At 50.1% G+C, this 15,517-nt stretch carries 20 protein-coding genes; 13 read left to right on the top strand and 7 right to left on the bottom strand.

Annotation, left to right across the window (positions count from 1 at the left end):
• Positions 1-27: 27 nt before the first annotated feature.
• Entirely contained in the window at positions 28-843 is an 816-nt protein-coding gene (locus H6624_13415) for a TIGR02147 family protein (GenBank protein MCB9085341.1), read from the bottom strand.
• Between the two features lie 130 nt (positions 844-973).
• Here H6624_13415 and H6624_13410 point away from each other — a divergent pair, with 130 nt between their 5' ends.
• Positions 974-2,236, top strand: coding sequence for a hypothetical protein (locus tag H6624_13410; protein MCB9085340.1), 1,263 nt, complete (start codon positions 974-976; stop codon positions 2,234-2,236).
• Between the two features lie 59 nt (positions 2,237-2,295).
• Here the strand turns inward: H6624_13410 and H6624_13405 are convergent, their stop codons facing one another.
• From H6624_13405 to mdh, 5 genes are all read right to left on the bottom strand, one after another.
• Positions 2,296-2,874, bottom strand: coding sequence for a hypothetical protein (locus H6624_13405; GenBank protein MCB9085339.1), 579 nt, complete (start codon positions 2,872-2,874; stop codon positions 2,296-2,298).
• Positions 2,875-3,088: 214 nt separating this feature from the next.
• Entirely contained in the window at positions 3,089-3,514 is a 426-nt protein-coding gene (gene ndk / locus H6624_13400) for a nucleoside-diphosphate kinase (protein MCB9085338.1), read from the bottom strand.
• 64 nt (positions 3,515-3,578) lie between these two features.
• Positions 3,579-4,448: a succinate--CoA ligase subunit alpha gene (gene sucD, locus H6624_13395; protein ID MCB9085337.1), complete on the bottom strand. Its 870-nt coding sequence runs from the start codon at positions 4,446-4,448 to the stop codon at positions 3,579-3,581.
• The gene (gene sucC, locus H6624_13390; protein ID MCB9085336.1) at positions 4,448-5,617 is read right to left on the bottom strand and encodes an ADP-forming succinate--CoA ligase subunit beta; all 1,170 of its coding nucleotides are present in this window, start codon (positions 5,615-5,617) and stop codon (positions 4,448-4,450) included. The genes sucD and sucC overlap by 1 nt, the downstream gene beginning before the upstream one ends.
• Positions 5,618-5,649: 32 nt before the next feature.
• Positions 5,650-6,594 (bottom strand): malate dehydrogenase, encoded by a 945-nt coding sequence (mdh, locus tag H6624_13385; protein MCB9085335.1) that lies wholly within the window; start codon positions 6,592-6,594, stop codon positions 5,650-5,652.
• 252 nt (positions 6,595-6,846) lie between these two features.
• Here mdh and H6624_13380 point away from each other — a divergent pair, with 252 nt between their 5' ends.
• Genes H6624_13380 through H6624_13355 form a run of 6 tightly spaced genes read left to right on the top strand, consistent with a single transcriptional unit; the run spans position 6,847 to position 11,279 of the window.
• Positions 6,847-7,605, top strand: a complete 759-nt coding sequence (locus H6624_13380; GenBank protein MCB9085334.1) for an ATP-binding cassette domain-containing protein — start codon at positions 6,847-6,849, stop codon at positions 7,603-7,605.
• Entirely contained in the window at positions 7,602-8,354 is a 753-nt protein-coding gene (locus tag H6624_13375) for an ABC transporter ATP-binding protein (protein MCB9085333.1), read from the top strand. Before H6624_13380 ends, H6624_13375 begins: the two co-directional genes overlap by 4 nt.
• The gene (locus tag H6624_13370) at positions 8,341-9,102 is read left to right on the top strand and encodes an ABC transporter permease (GenBank protein MCB9085332.1); all 762 of its coding nucleotides are present in this window, start codon (positions 8,341-8,343) and stop codon (positions 9,100-9,102) included. The genes H6624_13375 and H6624_13370 overlap by 14 nt, the downstream gene beginning before the upstream one ends.
• 36 nt (positions 9,103-9,138) lie before the next feature.
• Positions 9,139-9,864 carry an ABC transporter permease gene (locus tag H6624_13365; GenBank protein ID MCB9085331.1) on the top strand — a complete coding sequence of 242 codons (726 nt, stop codon included), beginning with the start codon at positions 9,139-9,141 and terminating at the stop codon, positions 9,862-9,864.
• 11 nt (positions 9,865-9,875) lie between these two features.
• Positions 9,876-10,652 carry an MCE family protein gene (locus H6624_13360; protein ID MCB9085330.1) on the top strand — a complete coding sequence of 259 codons (777 nt, stop codon included), beginning with the start codon at positions 9,876-9,878 and terminating at the stop codon, positions 10,650-10,652.
• 12 nt (positions 10,653-10,664) lie between these two features.
• The gene (locus H6624_13355) at positions 10,665-11,279 is read left to right on the top strand and encodes a hypothetical protein (GenBank protein MCB9085329.1); all 615 of its coding nucleotides are present in this window, start codon (positions 10,665-10,667) and stop codon (positions 11,277-11,279) included.
• A 115-nt stretch (positions 11,280-11,394) separates the two neighbouring features.
• Here the strand turns inward: H6624_13355 and H6624_13350 are convergent, their stop codons facing one another.
• Positions 11,395-11,613 carry a hypothetical protein gene (locus H6624_13350; protein MCB9085328.1) on the bottom strand — a complete coding sequence of 73 codons (219 nt, stop codon included), beginning with the start codon at positions 11,611-11,613 and terminating at the stop codon, positions 11,395-11,397.
• Positions 11,614-11,791: 178 nt separating this feature from the next.
• Here H6624_13350 and H6624_13345 point away from each other — a divergent pair, with 178 nt between their 5' ends.
• The 6 genes from H6624_13345 (at position 11,792) to H6624_13320 (ending at position 15,517) form a co-directional block, all read left to right on the top strand.
• Positions 11,792-12,502 carry a hypothetical protein gene (locus H6624_13345; GenBank protein ID MCB9085327.1) on the top strand — a complete coding sequence of 237 codons (711 nt, stop codon included), beginning with the start codon at positions 11,792-11,794 and terminating at the stop codon, positions 12,500-12,502.
• Positions 12,490-12,924, top strand: a complete 435-nt coding sequence (locus H6624_13340) for a hypothetical protein (protein MCB9085326.1) — start codon at positions 12,490-12,492, stop codon at positions 12,922-12,924. The genes H6624_13345 and H6624_13340 overlap by 13 nt, the downstream gene beginning before the upstream one ends.
• A 3-nt stretch (positions 12,925-12,927) precedes the next feature.
• A complete protein-coding gene (locus tag H6624_13335; protein MCB9085325.1) occupies positions 12,928-13,296 on the top strand; it encodes a hypothetical protein in 369 nt (122 codons plus the stop codon).
• Between the two features lie 13 nt (positions 13,297-13,309).
• Entirely contained in the window at positions 13,310-14,449 is a 1,140-nt protein-coding gene (locus tag H6624_13330) for a protein kinase (protein ID MCB9085324.1), read from the top strand.
• Entirely contained in the window at positions 14,400-15,221 is an 822-nt protein-coding gene (locus H6624_13325; GenBank protein MCB9085323.1) for an undecaprenyl-diphosphate phosphatase, read from the top strand. The genes H6624_13330 and H6624_13325 overlap by 50 nt, the downstream gene beginning before the upstream one ends.
• 86 nt (positions 15,222-15,307) lie before the next feature.
• On the top strand, positions 15,308-15,517 hold the full coding sequence (locus tag H6624_13320; protein ID MCB9085322.1) for a hypothetical protein: 210 nt from the start codon (positions 15,308-15,310) through the stop codon (positions 15,515-15,517).

The following is a 15,517-nucleotide window of genomic DNA, read 5'->3' as shown; positions in this document are numbered from 1 at the left end:
CAAGGTCCTTGCTGTTGGCGCGGGGCTTCAGCTTTTACCAAACCTGAACAGGTCCAGGTTGAGGCAGGCCAGAGTCTCTGCCTGGGACTTCTCCGCCTGATTTCTTACCTGTGACAGAAGTTCGACAAGCAACTCACGAACGGTGTCATATGCTTCGTGGGACATTGACATGGGCCCTGAGTAGAAGAGGTTTCGATTGTCTTCCGACTCCATTCCCTGGAATGCCTTGAGTCTCCAGTTGCGATGATGATGCTGAATCAGAGGGGAGGAGGATTCAAGGTGGGTTCTAGAGGGCCCAAGCTCCAGGCCCCCATCCTCGACTCGTAGGCAGAGGCCAGTTGTAAGAAGAAACTCCAGGGTGCGGGCCGCGAGGGACACAGAGATTCCCAGCTGGTCGGCGATTTCCTGAGGGTTGGTCAGGCGCTGGAGGGAAGAGGCGAGACGAACACCGCTGAAGTGCCAGGCCGAGTAGAACTGAGCCTTGTCCTCCTCTGTGAGCTCCACATCCTTTGGTAGGCGGTTTCTCAGGTCCTGGGCATTTTCCTGCAAGGCTTTGATTTGCTTCCTCAGGTTTTCCTTAAGTCGGTGGGTGCCAGCTCGGGAAAACTGCACCAATAGAAGGAAATAGTCGCTTTCCAACTCTGCCAATCCCATAAAGCTAGCCAGTTCAATTGCCTGCTCGGGCGTGAGATCGCGATCACCGGAGAAGATCTGGCTGACCATGGCAGGATGGATACGGAGATGATGAGCGATTCGGCGACTCATCCCACGACCCTTTTTAGGCTGCTTTTGGATGAATTCACGGACAATGGTCTTGTAATCAAGAGAAGAAAATACTGACATTTCAATAGGATACATGAACTTAACAAAAATGTTAATTTAAACGTCAAAAATTAATTAACAAATCCTATCTTATTAACGCAATGCGCCTAAGATGGCCTGGTGTTTGCTCAACCCTACAAGGAGATTTGAAATGAAAGCAAAGACCCAGTTTTTTCCATCCTATCAGCTACTTGCCTGCCTTTTTGTGGCAGCGGCCGTCTTTTTTTCGCCAACTGCGACGGCGGAAACGCGGGTCGCTCCCAAAAAAGATAGCGGCATGGGCAAGATCATGACTCTCATCCAGACGGCGGAAAAAGGAAAGGTCCTGCGAACCATCGGTGGCGTGGATAGTGGCGGAGGCAATTTGATCTCCGGATCCCAGGGCATTTCGGCCGAAGAGCTTCGCTACCATGTTGAGGCTGCTCATCGGGAACTCCCCCTTATTCTTAATCGTACGGAAATCAATTTGAATTTCATGAGTGTTCAAGGCGAAAGCGGACAGGTAGAAGATTATCAAAAAAGAATTCGCCTTCTTCGGGACACCCTGTTTTCCCGGACAGGTCGAACGATTTTTACTGCATACAAAGAAGTTCGCTATGTCTACAGTAAAGCTCGTGCCTGCCTGGACTCCCAAGGACGTGAAGTCGACGCCAGCATTTACGGCGTGGGCCCGAATCAGGTTTGCCTCAGTGAACAACGTCTCAGTCAAAAGCTCACAACGGGTAGTGCTCCGGCTCAATTGGCAGCACTCTTGGCCCACGAGATTAGTCACAAGGTCGGGGCTAATGAGGAAAGTGCGGAGCTGCTGCAGTTTCTCATTCTCGGCACGCTGGTTTACCAGGCAGAAACAGATCTAAAGGGCCTAACCATCGGCAAGCTCGATGTGCTCAGGGATTTGGATCGGGCCATTGAGAGCTATGAAGAAAACATCAAAAGCCAAATGGATCAATTCCTAGCGCCGCTGGCCAACCTGTACGAAGACCAGCAGCCCATACAGGATTTCGTCACGTGGGGCTACCAGATGACCGACGCCATGGTCTGCACTTCTGCCACAGAAGTTTGGAACACTTCTCGGCGGGCATTTGAGAAGATTGCCAACTTTGACCATAAACGATCCGTTGTCGGCAAGCGGGGTTTTGATCGAGCTATGTCTCTGATGTACAAGGCTGGCCCCATACTTCTTTTCTGTCGCAAATCTAGTGACTGGTACGGATTTGATTCAAAAGCAGTCTTTGGTCAGAACGAGTGGATAACAGTCCGCGAATTTTCGAAAAGGACTTCAGACGTGGTGGTAGACTCCTCAGAAAAGGTCTTTCGTGTCGATTACCACGATAAAGAGAGTGTTCTCAGGGCCCTGCAAGATCTGAGGCAAACGGTGCGCGCCCTACGCACAGAGCTTCAAGCCGTCCAGTGACAAGACGGGGGCCTCTTTAAGCCCCCGCCGAGGTCTAAGATCATCAAACAAGTTGAGTCTTAGTAGTAAACCGGTTCGCAGCGGGGCTCAACTTTTCCACAATAGGAAGCGCTTACCGACTTCTGACAATTAATCTTGGCATTGGCTTCGGCGGCCACCGAAGTTAAACCTTCCCCGCGAAATGTCTTGTTGTAGCCCGAATCAGTCAGGACACACACATACTTTTCCACCTGGTAGGCATCCTTGTTGGTGTCACACTTGAGCATGGCGTTTCCGGCACAATAGCTGGCGCTCACGCTCTTTTGACAAGACTGACGAGCCTCATATTCTGCATCCAGCTGGCTCTTGGCCTGACCCAAAAAGGTCTTGTTATACCCACTGTCAACAACCAAGCAGCTATGAACAAGTTCGTTGCCAGGCACGGGTGGCGGTACGGGGCCATGGTTCTCCAACTCGTCCAGGCGATAGAGAATTTGCTGAAGAGTTCTTCTAATTTCTGCAGACTCGCGCTCCAGGCGATCCACGCGGTAATCCAAATCAGGACGTGGCGGACGAGGCCGGGCCACATCGGCAAAAGATGGAACGGTAACGGTGGCCACAAGGGCCAATGCGCAAAGCGTGATCAAGTTCTTGATCATAATATCCCCCCAAGTTTTTAGAATGAAACCTATGTGCCGCCAATCTATCGTCTGCCTAGGAAGAGTCCAGGTAGCTTGCCGGCGGGGAAAAAAAACCAGGTATTGAAAGGGAGACAGGGCTGGGAACAGAAAAAATTTTCCCAAAAAAAAATGAGCCGGAGAGGACTAACCGACTCCGGCTCACCACCATCAATCATGTGAAGGTTGCAAAATACTAGGCGTTAACGAACTCGCTCTTCTCAAAAAAGAGCGCCAGCTCGCGCTCAGCGCTTGCCGGGCTGTCACTACCGTGAACAGCGTTTTCGCCAACATTGTCCCCAAACAGGGCGCGGATGGTGCCTGGTGCGGCTTTAGCCGGATCAGTAGCACCCATGACTTCCCGATTCTTCTCAATAGCATTGTCACCGCAAAGTGCCATCAAAACAATGGGTCCTGAAGTCATGAAATCAACCAGCTCACCGAAAAAGGGACGCTCTTTGTGTTCAGCATAAAACTGTTCACATTTGGAGCGCTCAAGAGTCACCATTTTCGCAGCGGCAATCTTAAGTCCATTCTCTTCGAACTTGTGAATAATTGGGCCAATGACATTCTTTTTGACCGCATTGGGCTTAATAATACTAAAAGTCAGTTCTTTCGCCATTTTGTTCTCCTCAATTTAGCAACGGGCTCCTTATAAAAAGAGCCCCACAATGGGTCAAAGGAATTTATTTCAAGCTATTCTTCAGTGTGATTCCGAGTTCAGCGGGGCTACGGGCAATGTGGCAGCCAGCGGAACCAAGAGCCTCAAACTTAGCTTCAGCAGTTCCTTTGCCGCCGCTAATAATGGCGCCTGCATGGCCCATGCGCTTACCCTTCGGGGCAGTGGCACCGGCAATGAAACAGGTCACGGGCTTCTTAAACTCGCGCTTGATGTACTCAGCGGCTTCTTCCTCAGCCGTTCCGCCAATTTCACCAATCATGATCACAGCCTGAGTGTCCGAATCAGCATTAAACATTTCCAGCACATCAATAAAGTTGGTGCCGTTCACCGGGTCACCACCAATTCCCACACAACTGCTTTGGCCGAGGCCCAGTTGGGACAACTGCCAAACGGCCTCGTAGGTGAGAGTTCCCGAGCGGGAAAGCACTCCAATATTGCCAGGCTTATGAATGTGTCCGGGCATAATCCCAATCTTACATTGCCCGGGCGTGATGACTCCAGGACAGTTGGGTCCCACCAGGCGTGTTTTCTTGCCTTCCATGTAGCGTTTGACCTTCACCATGTCGAGAACCGGAATCCCCTCGGTGATACAAACCGCCAAATCCAATTCGGCGTCTACCGCTTCCATAATTGCATCGGCTGCAAATGGTGGAGGCACGTAAATGGCAGCGGCGTTGGCGCCGGTCTTTTCCTTTGCCTCAACAACCGTATTAAAAACCGGCAGGCCAAGATGGGTGGTGCCGCCCTTGCCAGGAGTCACTCCGCCTACCATTTTGGTTCCATAGGCAATGGCCTGCTCGGAATGAAAAGTGCCCTGAGCTCCGGTGAAGCCCTGGCAAATGACCTTTGTATCTTTGTTCACCATAATTGCCATTACCGGCCCCCTTTCACAGCAGAGACAATTTTTTGAGCAGCATCGGAAAGATCGTCTGCCGGGATAATGTTCAGCCCGCTATCAGCCAACAATTTTTTACCAATGTCGACATTGGTGCCCTGGAGGCGAACAACCAGGGGAACTTTCAAGCCGAGCTCCTTAGTTGCCGCAATCACGCCCTCGGCGATGATGTCACACTTCATGATGCCGCCGAAGATATTGACCAAAATCCCCTTCACATTGGGGTCGGTGAGAATAAGCTTAAATGCATTGGTGACTTTTTCCTTGTTGGCGCCGCCGCCCACATCCAGGAAGTTGGCTGGGCTTCCACCGTGAAGCTTAATGATGTCCATGGTGGCCATCGCCAATCCAGCACCGTTGACCAAGCAGCCGATGTCGCCATCGAGCTTGATAAAGGCCAGATCATACTTGCTGGCCTCAATCTCAGAGGGTTCCTCTTCATCCAGATCACGGTATTCCATGATTTGAGGTTGGCGATAGAGTGAGTTGGAATCAAAATTCATCTTGGCATCAAGTGCGATCACTTCGCCTTCCTTGGTTTCAACCAAAGGATTGATCTCAGCCAGAGAGCAGTCACTGGCAACAAATGCCTGATAGAGTCCAAGGAGGGCCTTGGCGGCCTTGCCAGCCACCTTGTCCTTCATGCCGATGCTAAAAGCCAATTGGCGAGCCTGAAAAGGCATCATGCCGACCGCGGGGTCAATCACCACGCGGAAGATTTTCTCGGGAGTCTTCTCTGCAACCTCTTCGATATCCATGCCGCCTTCGGCACTCGCCATCATTGTGACTCGGCTCGTGGCGCGATCGAGGAGGGCAGCAACATAATATTCCTTTTGAATATTGCAGCCCTGCTCAATAAAAATCCGCTTAACGGTTTTTCCTTCCGGACCGGTTTGATGGGTCACCAGGTTCATGCCCAGGATGTTTCCAGACAGATCTTTAACCTCGTCCAGGGATTTGGCCAGTTTAACACCGCCGCCTTTTCCCCTTCCGCCAGCATGGATCTGGGCCTTGACCACCCAAATACTTCCGCCCATATCTTTAGCCGCTTTGACAGCATCCTCAGTGTTGGTCGCCATCGTTCCTTTGAGAGTGGCGACGCCATAGGCCCGCAACACTTCTTTGGCCTGGTACTCATGTATATTCATTCCTGTTCTCCTTCAGGCAATCCGTCGATCAATCAGTATTCAATCTTGCTCATGGCCTCAACCAGCTCGCGCACGGCTTTGGCTGAATTTTCCAGTCCTGCGCGCTCCTCTTGATTCAGCTCAATTTCCATGACCTTTTCAAGGCCATTTCCACCCAGCTTGCACAATACGCCAATGAAGAGGTCCTTCATGCCATATTCGCCCTGCAGGTAAGCTGCACAGGGGAGAATGCGCTTTTGATCTTTGAGAATAGCTTCGGCCATTTCCACGGCACTAGCAGAGGGTGCGTAGTAAGCTGAACCAGTTTTGAGCAAGCCAACAATTTCTGCTCCGCCCTTGCGAGTGCGATCAGAGATGGCGTCAACGCGATCTTTGGGAAGAATTTCAGTCAGGGGAATTCCGCCCACAGAACAGTGGCGAGGCATGGGAACCATCGTATCTCCGTGGCCGCCCAGAACAAATGCCTGAACATCCTTAACGCTGACATTAAGTTCCTCGGCTATAAAAGATCGCATACGGGCGCTATCCAATACACCGGCCATGCCGATCACGCGCTCGCGAGGAAATCCCAAGGTGTCCATGGCGACTTTAGCCATGGCATCCAGCGGGTTACTAACAACAATCACGACAGCATTGGGAGAGTACTCTTTGATACCCTCACAAACGGACTTCATGATTTTGGCATTGGTGGCCAACAAATCATCGCGGCTCATGCCGGGTTTACGGGGTAGTCCTGCCGTGATGATGACCACATCTGAACCAGCGGTGTCTTTGTAATCCCCAGTTCCAGTAACCTTGGAGTCAAATCCTTCAACGGGCGAGGCTTCAAATAAGTCGAGAGCCTTCCCTTTTGCCGCGCCATCATTGATGTCGACTAAAACCACATCTCCCAGTTCTTTAGTCGCGGCCCAATGAGCGCAAGTCGAGCCAACAAAACCAGCTCCCACAACAGTGATCTTTTTTCTTTGGTGTGCCATATCAGTGCCCTTTCCGGTGCAAAACCCATCTTTTCAGCAATGATTTTTAAGAAATTCGAGTGTTTAGAAAGGGTTTATAGCAGAGAGGCCCGGATGTGCAATCAATCTATATATATAGGTCGACTTTGCGGCCTATGAAATGATGCGTGTGGGCGGTCGCACCTAGACGGAAGTTTGCATGGTACCAGGGAGAGTGCCACAATCAGGGAAACGGGGGAGAGAGAAGCTTTAATTTCAAGCTTTTGCGGCAAAGTGTCATCACTCATCGAGCTCAAAGATTTGGGAATTTCGTTTGCGGGAGAAAACCTTCTTTCGGGGATTCAATTGTCCCTGGCCAAAGGCGAGGTGTTTGTTCTGGTGGGCCCAAGCGGCCAGGGCAAATCGGTGTTGCTGAAAATGATGGCTGGGATTCTTGAACCCACAGCTGGTGAAGTCATTGTTGAGGGCAAAAACCTCTACACCGCCAGCTTTGATGAGCGCACCGAGATCATGCATCGGATGGGAATGTTGTTCCAAAAAAATGCTCTGTTTGATTCCTTAACCTGCGCGGACAATATTGCCTTTCCGCTTAAAGAGGTTTCTCACATGGCGGACAAGGAGATTCAGCAACGGATAGACTATTTCCTCGAAGAAGTCGGCATTCCTCACGCCAAAAACCTCTTCCCTGACGAGATCAGCGGAGGGATGCAAAAGCGCCTAGGAATAGCCCGAGCGTTGGCCCTGGACCCGGAAATCATCTTTTATGACGACCCAACGGCTGGCCTCGATCCGATCACCAGTAAGCGCATCATCGAATTGATTATTCGTTTACAAAAAGAAAAAAACTCGACGGTGATCGCCATTACGAATGATATGAACCGCGCCTATCAAATGGCCGACCGAATTGGCATGGTGGTTGACGGAGGCTTGATTATTACGGGTTCGGTGAGCGAAACTAAAGCCCACCAAGACAAAAGAGTACACCAGTTTATTAACGGCAAACTACAAGGACCCCTGACGGCATCCCCATGATTCGTTTTCAAAATGTGGTCAAAAGGTTCGGCGAGCGAACTGTTCTCAATGGCATCAGCTTTGAAGTTGAAGCTGGGGAAATTTTGTTCATATTGGGAACTTCAGGAACTGGAAAGTCGGTGTTGCTGAAGAATATTGTCGGACTTTTACGGCCGACCTCGGGTGAAATCTTTATCGACGACGATGAGGTCACGCATTTGAGCGAGGAGGAATACCTACCTGTGCGCAAAAAGTGTGGCATGGTCTTTCAACATCCGGCACTGTTTGATTCCCTGAGCGTGTTTGAGAATGTTGCCTTTGGTTTGCGACGTCACTACAGCCTACCCGAAGACGAAATCCACAAACGGGTCAAAAGGGTATTGTCCTTGGTCAACCTACCGGACGTGGAAGACCGTATGCCGCCCAGTCTGAGCTACGGAATGCAAAAGCGAGTCAGCTTGGCAAGAACAGTGGCCATTGATCCTCAGATTCTATTGTTTGACGAGCCAACCACGGGGCTTGATCCGGTCACCACCAACACAATTAACAACCTTATTCAAAATTTGAGTCGCACTCTGCACACTACTTCGTTGGTCGTTAGTCATGATATGCATTGTGCCCTGGCAATCGCGGATAAGATCATTGTTTTGGATCAAGGAAAAATTGTGACTCAGGGAACGCCGGATGAGCTCAAGAAGTCAGATCATCCATTGGTAAGGGACTTCCTACAGGAGGCGCTAGAGCTTGCACAAGCTGATGCGGGTCATTGACGATATCGGCGGAGGAATCTTGTTTCTTCGCGACGTTTTTCGGGCGGGCATTGGTAGCTCATGGCGCTATGATATCATTGCGGAACAGATTTGGAAGGTGACTCAGCAAAGCTTTAGCACTACGGCCTTGGCGGGTTTTTTTGTCGGCGCCATCATGACTGTTCAATTTACTTTGCAGGTGAAGGAATTTGGTGCCCTGGGATTTTTGGGTGGGTTGGCCACAAGTGGAACCATCCGTGAGGTGGGACCTCTTCTCATTGCCTTCATGCTGAGTGGAAAAGTTGGAGCCTTCACTTCGGCAGAGCTTGGCACCATGCGGGTCACCGAGCAAATTGATGCTATTCGCTGTCTAGGGGCCAACCCGCTGCGCGAAATTATTTTCCCACGCTACATTGGCATCGTCGTTTCCAGTTTTTTTCTTCTCGCCGTGGGTTTGGTGATGTCAGTGGCCGGAGGCCTCCTAATGGGAATGATGTTTTCTGGAATTAATCCGGAAGAGTATTTGCGCCATATTCCCACCATCGTCTCTTTGCCGTCCATTCTTAGTGGCCTGGTGAAGTGCTTTGCCTTTGCACTCGTGCTGGCTTCGATCTGCACCTACAAGGGATACACCACGACGGGCGGGGCGAAAGGCGTGGGCCGCTCCGTGGTCAATACTGCGGTGGCAACCATGGTTGGAATTGTCATGATGGATTGGCTTACCAGCTATTTGGGAGAAGTGGCCCTAGAACTTATGGTGGGAAGCTAAATGGCGGTATTAGTGAACAGGGGATTTATGGGAACAATGGAGTTTTTAACTCTGTTGGCTCACACTCTGGTGCGCACGATCTCGCCGCCGTACCGGCCAAAAGATATCCTGCGTCAATTCGTCTTTGTTGCCTATGAGAGTGCGCCCATTGTGGTCTTTTGTGTGAGTTTTGCGGCGGTAGTGACCATCATTGAGGCGTCATTTCACATGAAGATGGTGATCAAAAACGATGCTCTTGTGCCGGGATTTGCATCCTTACTGATTCTTCGTGAGCTAGGTGCCGTGGTATCGGCATTATTAGTCACTTCCCGTGTGGGTGCCGGTCTGGCCGCTGAAGTGGGCAGTATGCAGGTGACGGAACAAATCGATGCCCTTCGCATGCTGGGGATGGACCCGGTGAGATTTCTGGTTGTGCCGCGCTTTGTGGCCTGTGTGCTGGGTGGGTTTCTTCTCAGCATTGTTGCCAACCTGGTCTGTCTTTACTGTGCCATGATGGTCAGTCAGATATCGCTGGGTTACTCGACTGGGAGTTTTTTGGTCTCCATGCGCACATTTGTTGAATTCCAAGATTTGGTGTTTTCATCGATCAAGGGCGCCTGCTTTGGTGCTGTAATCCCACTATTTAGCTGCTTTTACGGTTTTCGTTGTCGGGCGGGCGCTGAGGGTGTGGGGTTGGCGACCACCAATAGTGTGGTGTCGACCTCAGTGTCCATTATTATCATTGATTTTGTGCTCTCTTGGTTGTTCACTCATTTTTATTAGGGAAGGTGGGAATGAAAGCTGAAACCAAAGTAGGAATTCTTTTTTTGGTTGCCATAGCGATGGTCGTTGCCTTCGCTTATTTTCTCGGTGCCTTTAACCCCTTTGCCTCATCGAATCAGTTGACCATTGCCTATAATTTTGCGGGCGGGATTGAAGTTGGATCTCCGGTGCGTGTCATGGGCATCAAAGTTGGAAAGGTGAAGTCTATTGATTTTGATCCAGACCTTAAAATGCCAGATGGCGAGGAAGTAAAACTAAAGGTTAAAATCACCGTAGATCCGGGCGCATGGAAAACCGTTCGTGAGGACTCCAAATTCTTTATCAATCTGGCGGGAGTGATTGGCGAAAAATTTATTGAAATCACTCCGGGGTCTAGCGACAAATCAGAACTGCAGCCGGGGGATCTGGTGCGCGGCGAGGACCCACCGAGAATTGACCAGCTTATTTCCCAGAGTTACGGACTGGCGGGAAAGGTCATCGAATTTGTCGAAAAAAATGAAGGGTCGGTTATTGAGACAATTGAAATGATGAATCGATTGGTCACCAACCTCAATGCCACGCTGAAAATGCTCGATAAGGCAACGCGCAACAAGGATGCGGAAAAGTTGGTCAAGAATCTGGTGACCTTGTCGGACGACATGGCTTATTTCACCCAGCAGCTGCGTACAAGTGACGGGGAAAAAACCCTGAAGCTGATGAAAGATCTTATATGGCGACTGGATGATTTGGACAAAAAGGCGATCAAGAAGTTCCTTCAGGAAGAAGGAATCAAGGCGAAACTGTTTTAAACGGGGGACAGGGTGAAGCGAATTCTATGCTTATCACTACTGCTTAGCGGGGTTGTTTCTGGGGGTTCTGTTGGTGCCGCCGTTTTGGTGGAGGATAATGGTGTGGCTGTAAATCAGTCGACATATTCAGCCGCTGCTGCCTCTGATGGTTTGGAGTTTCGCCGTAAGCGCAAGGTGGGCCTGGGTCTCGCCGGTGCTGGTCCTTGGGGGGTGATGGGAACTCACCTGGAGCTTAATTTCGCCTCCGATATCAGTTTACAGGCAGGTGTCGGACTGGGCTCAGGCTTCCAGACGTTTGCCTTGCAGCTGCGCAAATTTATTCCAGGAAAGTGGTTTCTTCCATACATATCAGCTGGAGTGGCCCGCTGGTACACCACAGGCGAAGGAGATGGCGCCATTGACGGAACAACTCCAGGCTTTTTGGCGAAGCGCTTCCTAAGTGGAAAGGAAAAGCGTGAAGGGAGATTTTCTGAGTTGTTGGTGTTTCCATCGCTTGGCATGCAGTACTTGCAGTTGAGCGGGGAGTGGGCTGGATCCACTCTGTATGCCGAATTTAACCTTTTGGTGGATGTAGAGGACTTTGTTCTCGGGCCGACTGGCTCACTGGGATACACCTACTTTTTCTAATTTATTGTCCTCAATTTTTGCGGAAAATCAGATTTAGCAGGACTTCAGTCAGACATTTTGGGCAAAAAAAAGCCCCTGGGTGCACCCAAGGGCTTCGATATCACAATCGGATCTATTACTTCTTACGACGCTTCTTGGTCGCTTTTTTAGCAGTAGCTTTCTTAGCGGCCTTTCTACGACGCTTCTTAGCAGGCTTAGCAGCTGCCTTCTTGCGAGTGGCTTTTCTCTTCTTCTTAGTTGTTTTCTTAGCTGCTTTTTTACGAGTAGCTTTACGACGTTTCTTAGTCGCTTTCTTAGCAGTCTTCTTAGCTGCCTTTTTTCTCTTCTTTGCCATTCGTCTCCTCCTAGGATGAGTTTACTTTGTTGTATACCTTTGTTGGTAACACTTAAAAGTCTACATACGTGACATCTATCGTCAATAAAAAAAAAGAGCTTGAGCTTTTTTTTTGCAAATATCTTTTGCGATGAATTTCATAAACCTTGTTTTTCACTTCATACAAGCATTGTCCGTAATGTTGATCGCATTTCGGATATTGGAATATTGGGATCAAGTTCAAATCGTCCAACAATCAAAACTGACAAAAATTGGCACCGCACTTTTTGCCGTTATTTTCGCAATTACGATCGCGCCAATGACGTCGGAGATGTGGAGATGGATATGTGTTTGGCTTTTGATTGGTGGTTTTCATGTTTGTTGCGAATCGCTTGTTTTACAGAGAGAGAGCGGCTTTCGGGAGCAGTGGGTGACATATTTGGATCGCCTGCTCGCGCGCATGAGAGCGGGTTCATCATTGCGATCTGCACTGGAGGTTTTGGAGCAGGAAGAAGAGGGGTTCGCGCGCGCAAAGATCGCCCAGATTCGCGCGTCTGTTGTTTTTTTGCAACACACCAATAGCAATCAGAATGGGGGAAAAATGTCGGAAGTGATACGCGAATTGCAAATAGCCATACACGAATCACATCACTCGATCCGCAGATTAAAAAACCTGCGACGTAAGTTGTCCGTTGAGGTCGGATTCCGACGTAGGTCCGGACAAGTTTTGTTTCAAATGAGGATACAGGCCTGGATTTTGACAGGCCTGTATCTTGCGATGCTGGTTTTTGTTTTAGTTCGAGACGGTTCAAAGCCAGGGTTGTTTTGGTTGGCGGGTTCCGCAGTACTCTTTTTGTTGGGCCTTGGTTTGTTGATGCGGCTAGGAAGAGGGATTAGGTGGAAGGTTTAGCCCCCCCTTTGAAATTGCTATTGGATTTGCGATTGGGATTGGAGAACGGAAAGTCCGTTCGGTCAATTTTGACCTCCTTTTTGGATGAAAATCCCACGGACGAGATGTCACTTTTGGTTGAATTTTGGCTTGCCGGTAGAGCGGCGAGGGGGGTGAAGCAGCTTAAGAACCACGAATTTTGGACAGTCTGGCGACAAATGGTGATTGAGGTGGTTCATCGTGGCCTCAATGGCGAGGCCATCCTGGAAGATGTCAAATGTCTTGAGGAGGAACTCATTCAGGTTTCTCAGGATCAAGTTGAACTGCAGCTGCAAACCTTGCCTTTTGTAGCTCTCATCCCGGTTCTGCTGTTTCAATTTCCGGCCTACCTAATGCTTCTTCTGGGTCCCTTCCTTGAAGATTTGTTTTCACGGTTGGAGTGAGGGATGGGCGTTGTTTTTACTCTTCTTTTTCTGAGTATCTCCGGTGCATTCAGCGTAGCTGATGACTCAGAGGTTTTGAGTCTGGTTTGTCAGAGGGAAATGAGACTTAACCGCCTGGCGGTGGCCTGTTATGAAATCGGGCGCGGCAAGGGCTATGATTGCAGTCAGCAGTCTCTGCGGTTGACACCGCTTAAGAGACTGATGCGTGCCCGCGACCTAAAAAGCCTCCCTGCAGATTGTTCAGCGGCGGTTGCCCGTGAAATTGACCGTCGTAACTATGTCATTCCGATCGAGGAGTCTCCACGATATTCGCCACGATCCCTGTCAGATGATTTTATCAATCCAATCCCTTCGAGTTGGCAGGCTTATTGAACCATCGACATTTATGGAGAGGGAATTAATTGGACAAGCATTTAACTATGAGTTGCTGGATCTCATTGGCGAGGGCACAAATTCGAGGGTTTTCAAAGCCTTAAGAACCGACAAAGACGGCTTCTTTCAGGATCTGGTGGTACTCAAAATTCTCAAGTCTCGGAATTCGGACCAGAATACGAGACAACAATTGGGGAGTTTACGCGCGGTGCAATGCGTACACGTGGCGCCCCTTCTTGCCTGGGACTTTTGGCAACAGACCCCGCTTCTTACATTTGAGTTCACAGATTCAGTTTCGCTGCGAGATTTGCTGAGCTCTGGGCCCATTGAGCTCGGCGAGGCGGGAGAAATCGTCCGGCAGATCCAAATTGGGCTGCAAAGCCTCTCTGCCTCTGGCCTGTGCCATGGGGACCTGAGTCCTGGCAACATCCTCATCGATGTTAACGGCCGAATAAGGCTGATTGACTATGGATTGGCCAATGTCATCGAGCGCGTGGGGACTTACCCTTACGTTGCGCCAGAGGTCGTTGCCGGGGGGTGGGCAACGGCGAGTAGTGACCTATATTCCCTCGGCGTTCTGTTGCGAGAAATGATTGGCTCTCGATGGTGGGCAGTCGATCTGCGCCGAGCTGTCCAGCAGTGGTGCCGGCCTGATCCAGCGAGAAGAAGTTGGTTCTCGTTTCGAGAACGAACATGGGCACAGAATTCTCTTGGCTCAAGAGTTGGACGTCTACTAGGGCAGCGGCGAGTGCAGACCCAATCACTGAGTCAATATCCATCCTCTGACAGCCTTTCCGGGTTCGGGTATTCCAGGTTGGCCAGTTTATGGGTCGCTCTACTAGCTTTGACTCTTAGCCAAATACCAGCGGTGGAAGCGAGAGAACAGAGGTGGGGAGAATTATTTATTCAAACGAGTAAGTGGATTGAGGTGGAGATCAACGGTCGCTCCCACGGGTTCACCCCTTTGCGTACGGGGGCCTTGCCAGTGGGGAGGGTGGAAATCAAATGGCAAGGTCCGCTTTCGGGGGGAATGAGAACTTTGACTCTTCAGGCCGGTCAAAATATTGTTTTAGGCGACGCGTTTTTTACATCGGAGGGCAAGGGTGAGCTGGTTGGACGCCATCATATTGGGAATTCTTCAAGGACTTACTGAGTTTCTGCCGGTCTCCAGTTCTGGCCACTTGGTTTTATTGCAAAAACTCCTGGGCATTCAAGAGCACGATTTGGCCTTTGATGTTGCAGCCCATTTGGGAACCCTGTTTTCGGTACTAATAATTTATCGAAAACTATTTTGGGATATCGGCACCAATGCTCTCAAGGGAGTTGCAGAAAGAAAGATGAACACTTCACTTCGCGTGTGCCTGTTGGTGGTGGTCGGCACTATCCCCACGGCACTGATCGGCTTAAGCCTGAAAAGCCAGTTTGAGGCTCTGTTTTCCAACCTCCCAGCGGTGGGGTTTTTTCTGTTGTGTACCGCAGGCCTTCTCCTTTTGACTCGACGCAAACAATATCGTGTTCAGGCCGATAGCCTCACACACATGGACGAAGTTTCAACTATGACGTGGGCTCAGGCGATTACGGTCGGAGTTTTCCAAGGGATGGCCATTGCCCCCGGAATTAGTCGGTCAGGGTCTACAATTGCCTCTGGAATTTTGGCTGGGCTTAAGGGGAACGTGGCAGCGGGATTTAGCTTTATGTTGGCTGTCCCGGCTATTCTGGGTGCGGCGATTCTCGAGCTTAAAGACCTGGGGCCTGTGGCGAGCGACGTTTGGGGTCCATTGGCAATAGGTTTTGGGATGGCCTTTGTGTCCGGTCTTTTGGGGTTGCATCTGGTTCTACGCTTTATCAGCAAAGGGCGACTGGAGATCTTTAGCTACTACCTGTTTCTGGTGGGCGGAGGCACCCTTCTCTGGTCATTGACTTGATTTCGGGCAACGAGTCAGACGCGGATGTCCGCTGGCAAAATGCCAGCAACCATGGTTAAAACAGAAAAGTGAATAGGGGGACTTTTATGAATGCTGAAGAGCTGCGAATCGGCCGTTTGGAATCCCTGGTAGAGGAGATGCTGAAAAGTGTGCCTTGCGAAAAAACTGTCAAGGCCATGATGCAGGAAAGCGGCATTGAATACTCATCAGATCCAATTGAGCGAATCAACTTGGTTCTCAAAGCCCTTCACTTTGAGGAAGGACCTTCTGAAACGGCACCAGAGAAAGGACTTTGA

The sequence above is a fragment of the Pseudobdellovibrionaceae bacterium genome (assembly GCA_020635075.1).
Lineage (GTDB): Bacteria > Bdellovibrionota > Bdellovibrionia > Bdellovibrionales > UBA1609 > JADZEO01.
Note: the sequence above shows the minus strand (reverse complement) of the source record. Positions and strands in the feature narration are given on the sequence as shown.

Bases quoted from the DNA above. Each gene is read 5' to 3' on its own strand.
- H6624_13415 (MCB9085341.1), bottom strand. From the start codon at position 843: ATGTCAGTATTTTCTTCTCTTGATTACAAGACCATTGTCCGTGAATTC.
- H6624_13410 (MCB9085340.1), top strand. From the start codon at position 974: ATGAAAGCAAAGACCCAGTTTTTTCCATCCTATCAGCTACTTGCCTGC.
- H6624_13405 (MCB9085339.1), bottom strand. From the start codon at position 2,874: ATGATCAAGAACTTGATCACGCTTTGCGCATTGGCCCTTGTGGCCACC.
- ndk (MCB9085338.1), bottom strand. From the start codon at position 3,514: ATGGCGAAAGAACTGACTTTTAGTATTATTAAGCCCAATGCGGTCAAA.
- sucD (MCB9085337.1), bottom strand. From the start codon at position 4,448: ATGGCAATTATGGTGAACAAAGATACAAAGGTCATTTGCCAGGGCTTC.
- sucC (MCB9085336.1), bottom strand. From the start codon at position 5,617: ATGAATATACATGAGTACCAGGCCAAAGAAGTGTTGCGGGCCTATGGC.
- mdh (MCB9085335.1), bottom strand. From the start codon at position 6,594: ATGGCACACCAAAGAAAAAAGATCACTGTTGTGGGAGCTGGTTTTGTT.
- H6624_13375 (MCB9085333.1), top strand. From the start codon at position 7,602: ATGATTCGTTTTCAAAATGTGGTCAAAAGGTTCGGCGAGCGAACTGTT.
- H6624_13370 (MCB9085332.1), top strand. From the start codon at position 8,341: ATGCGGGTCATTGACGATATCGGCGGAGGAATCTTGTTTCTTCGCGAC.
- H6624_13365 (MCB9085331.1), top strand. From the start codon at position 9,139: ATGGAGTTTTTAACTCTGTTGGCTCACACTCTGGTGCGCACGATCTCG.
- H6624_13360 (MCB9085330.1), top strand. From the start codon at position 9,876: ATGAAAGCTGAAACCAAAGTAGGAATTCTTTTTTTGGTTGCCATAGCG.
- H6624_13350 (MCB9085328.1), bottom strand. From the start codon at position 11,613: ATGGCAAAGAAGAGAAAAAAGGCAGCTAAGAAGACTGCTAAGAAAGCG.
- H6624_13345 (MCB9085327.1), top strand. From the start codon at position 11,792: ATGTTGATCGCATTTCGGATATTGGAATATTGGGATCAAGTTCAAATC.
- H6624_13335 (MCB9085325.1), top strand. From the start codon at position 12,928: ATGGGCGTTGTTTTTACTCTTCTTTTTCTGAGTATCTCCGGTGCATTC.
- H6624_13330 (MCB9085324.1), top strand. From the start codon at position 13,310: ATGGAGAGGGAATTAATTGGACAAGCATTTAACTATGAGTTGCTGGAT.
- H6624_13320 (MCB9085322.1), top strand. From the start codon at position 15,308: ATGAATGCTGAAGAGCTGCGAATCGGCCGTTTGGAATCCCTGGTAGAG.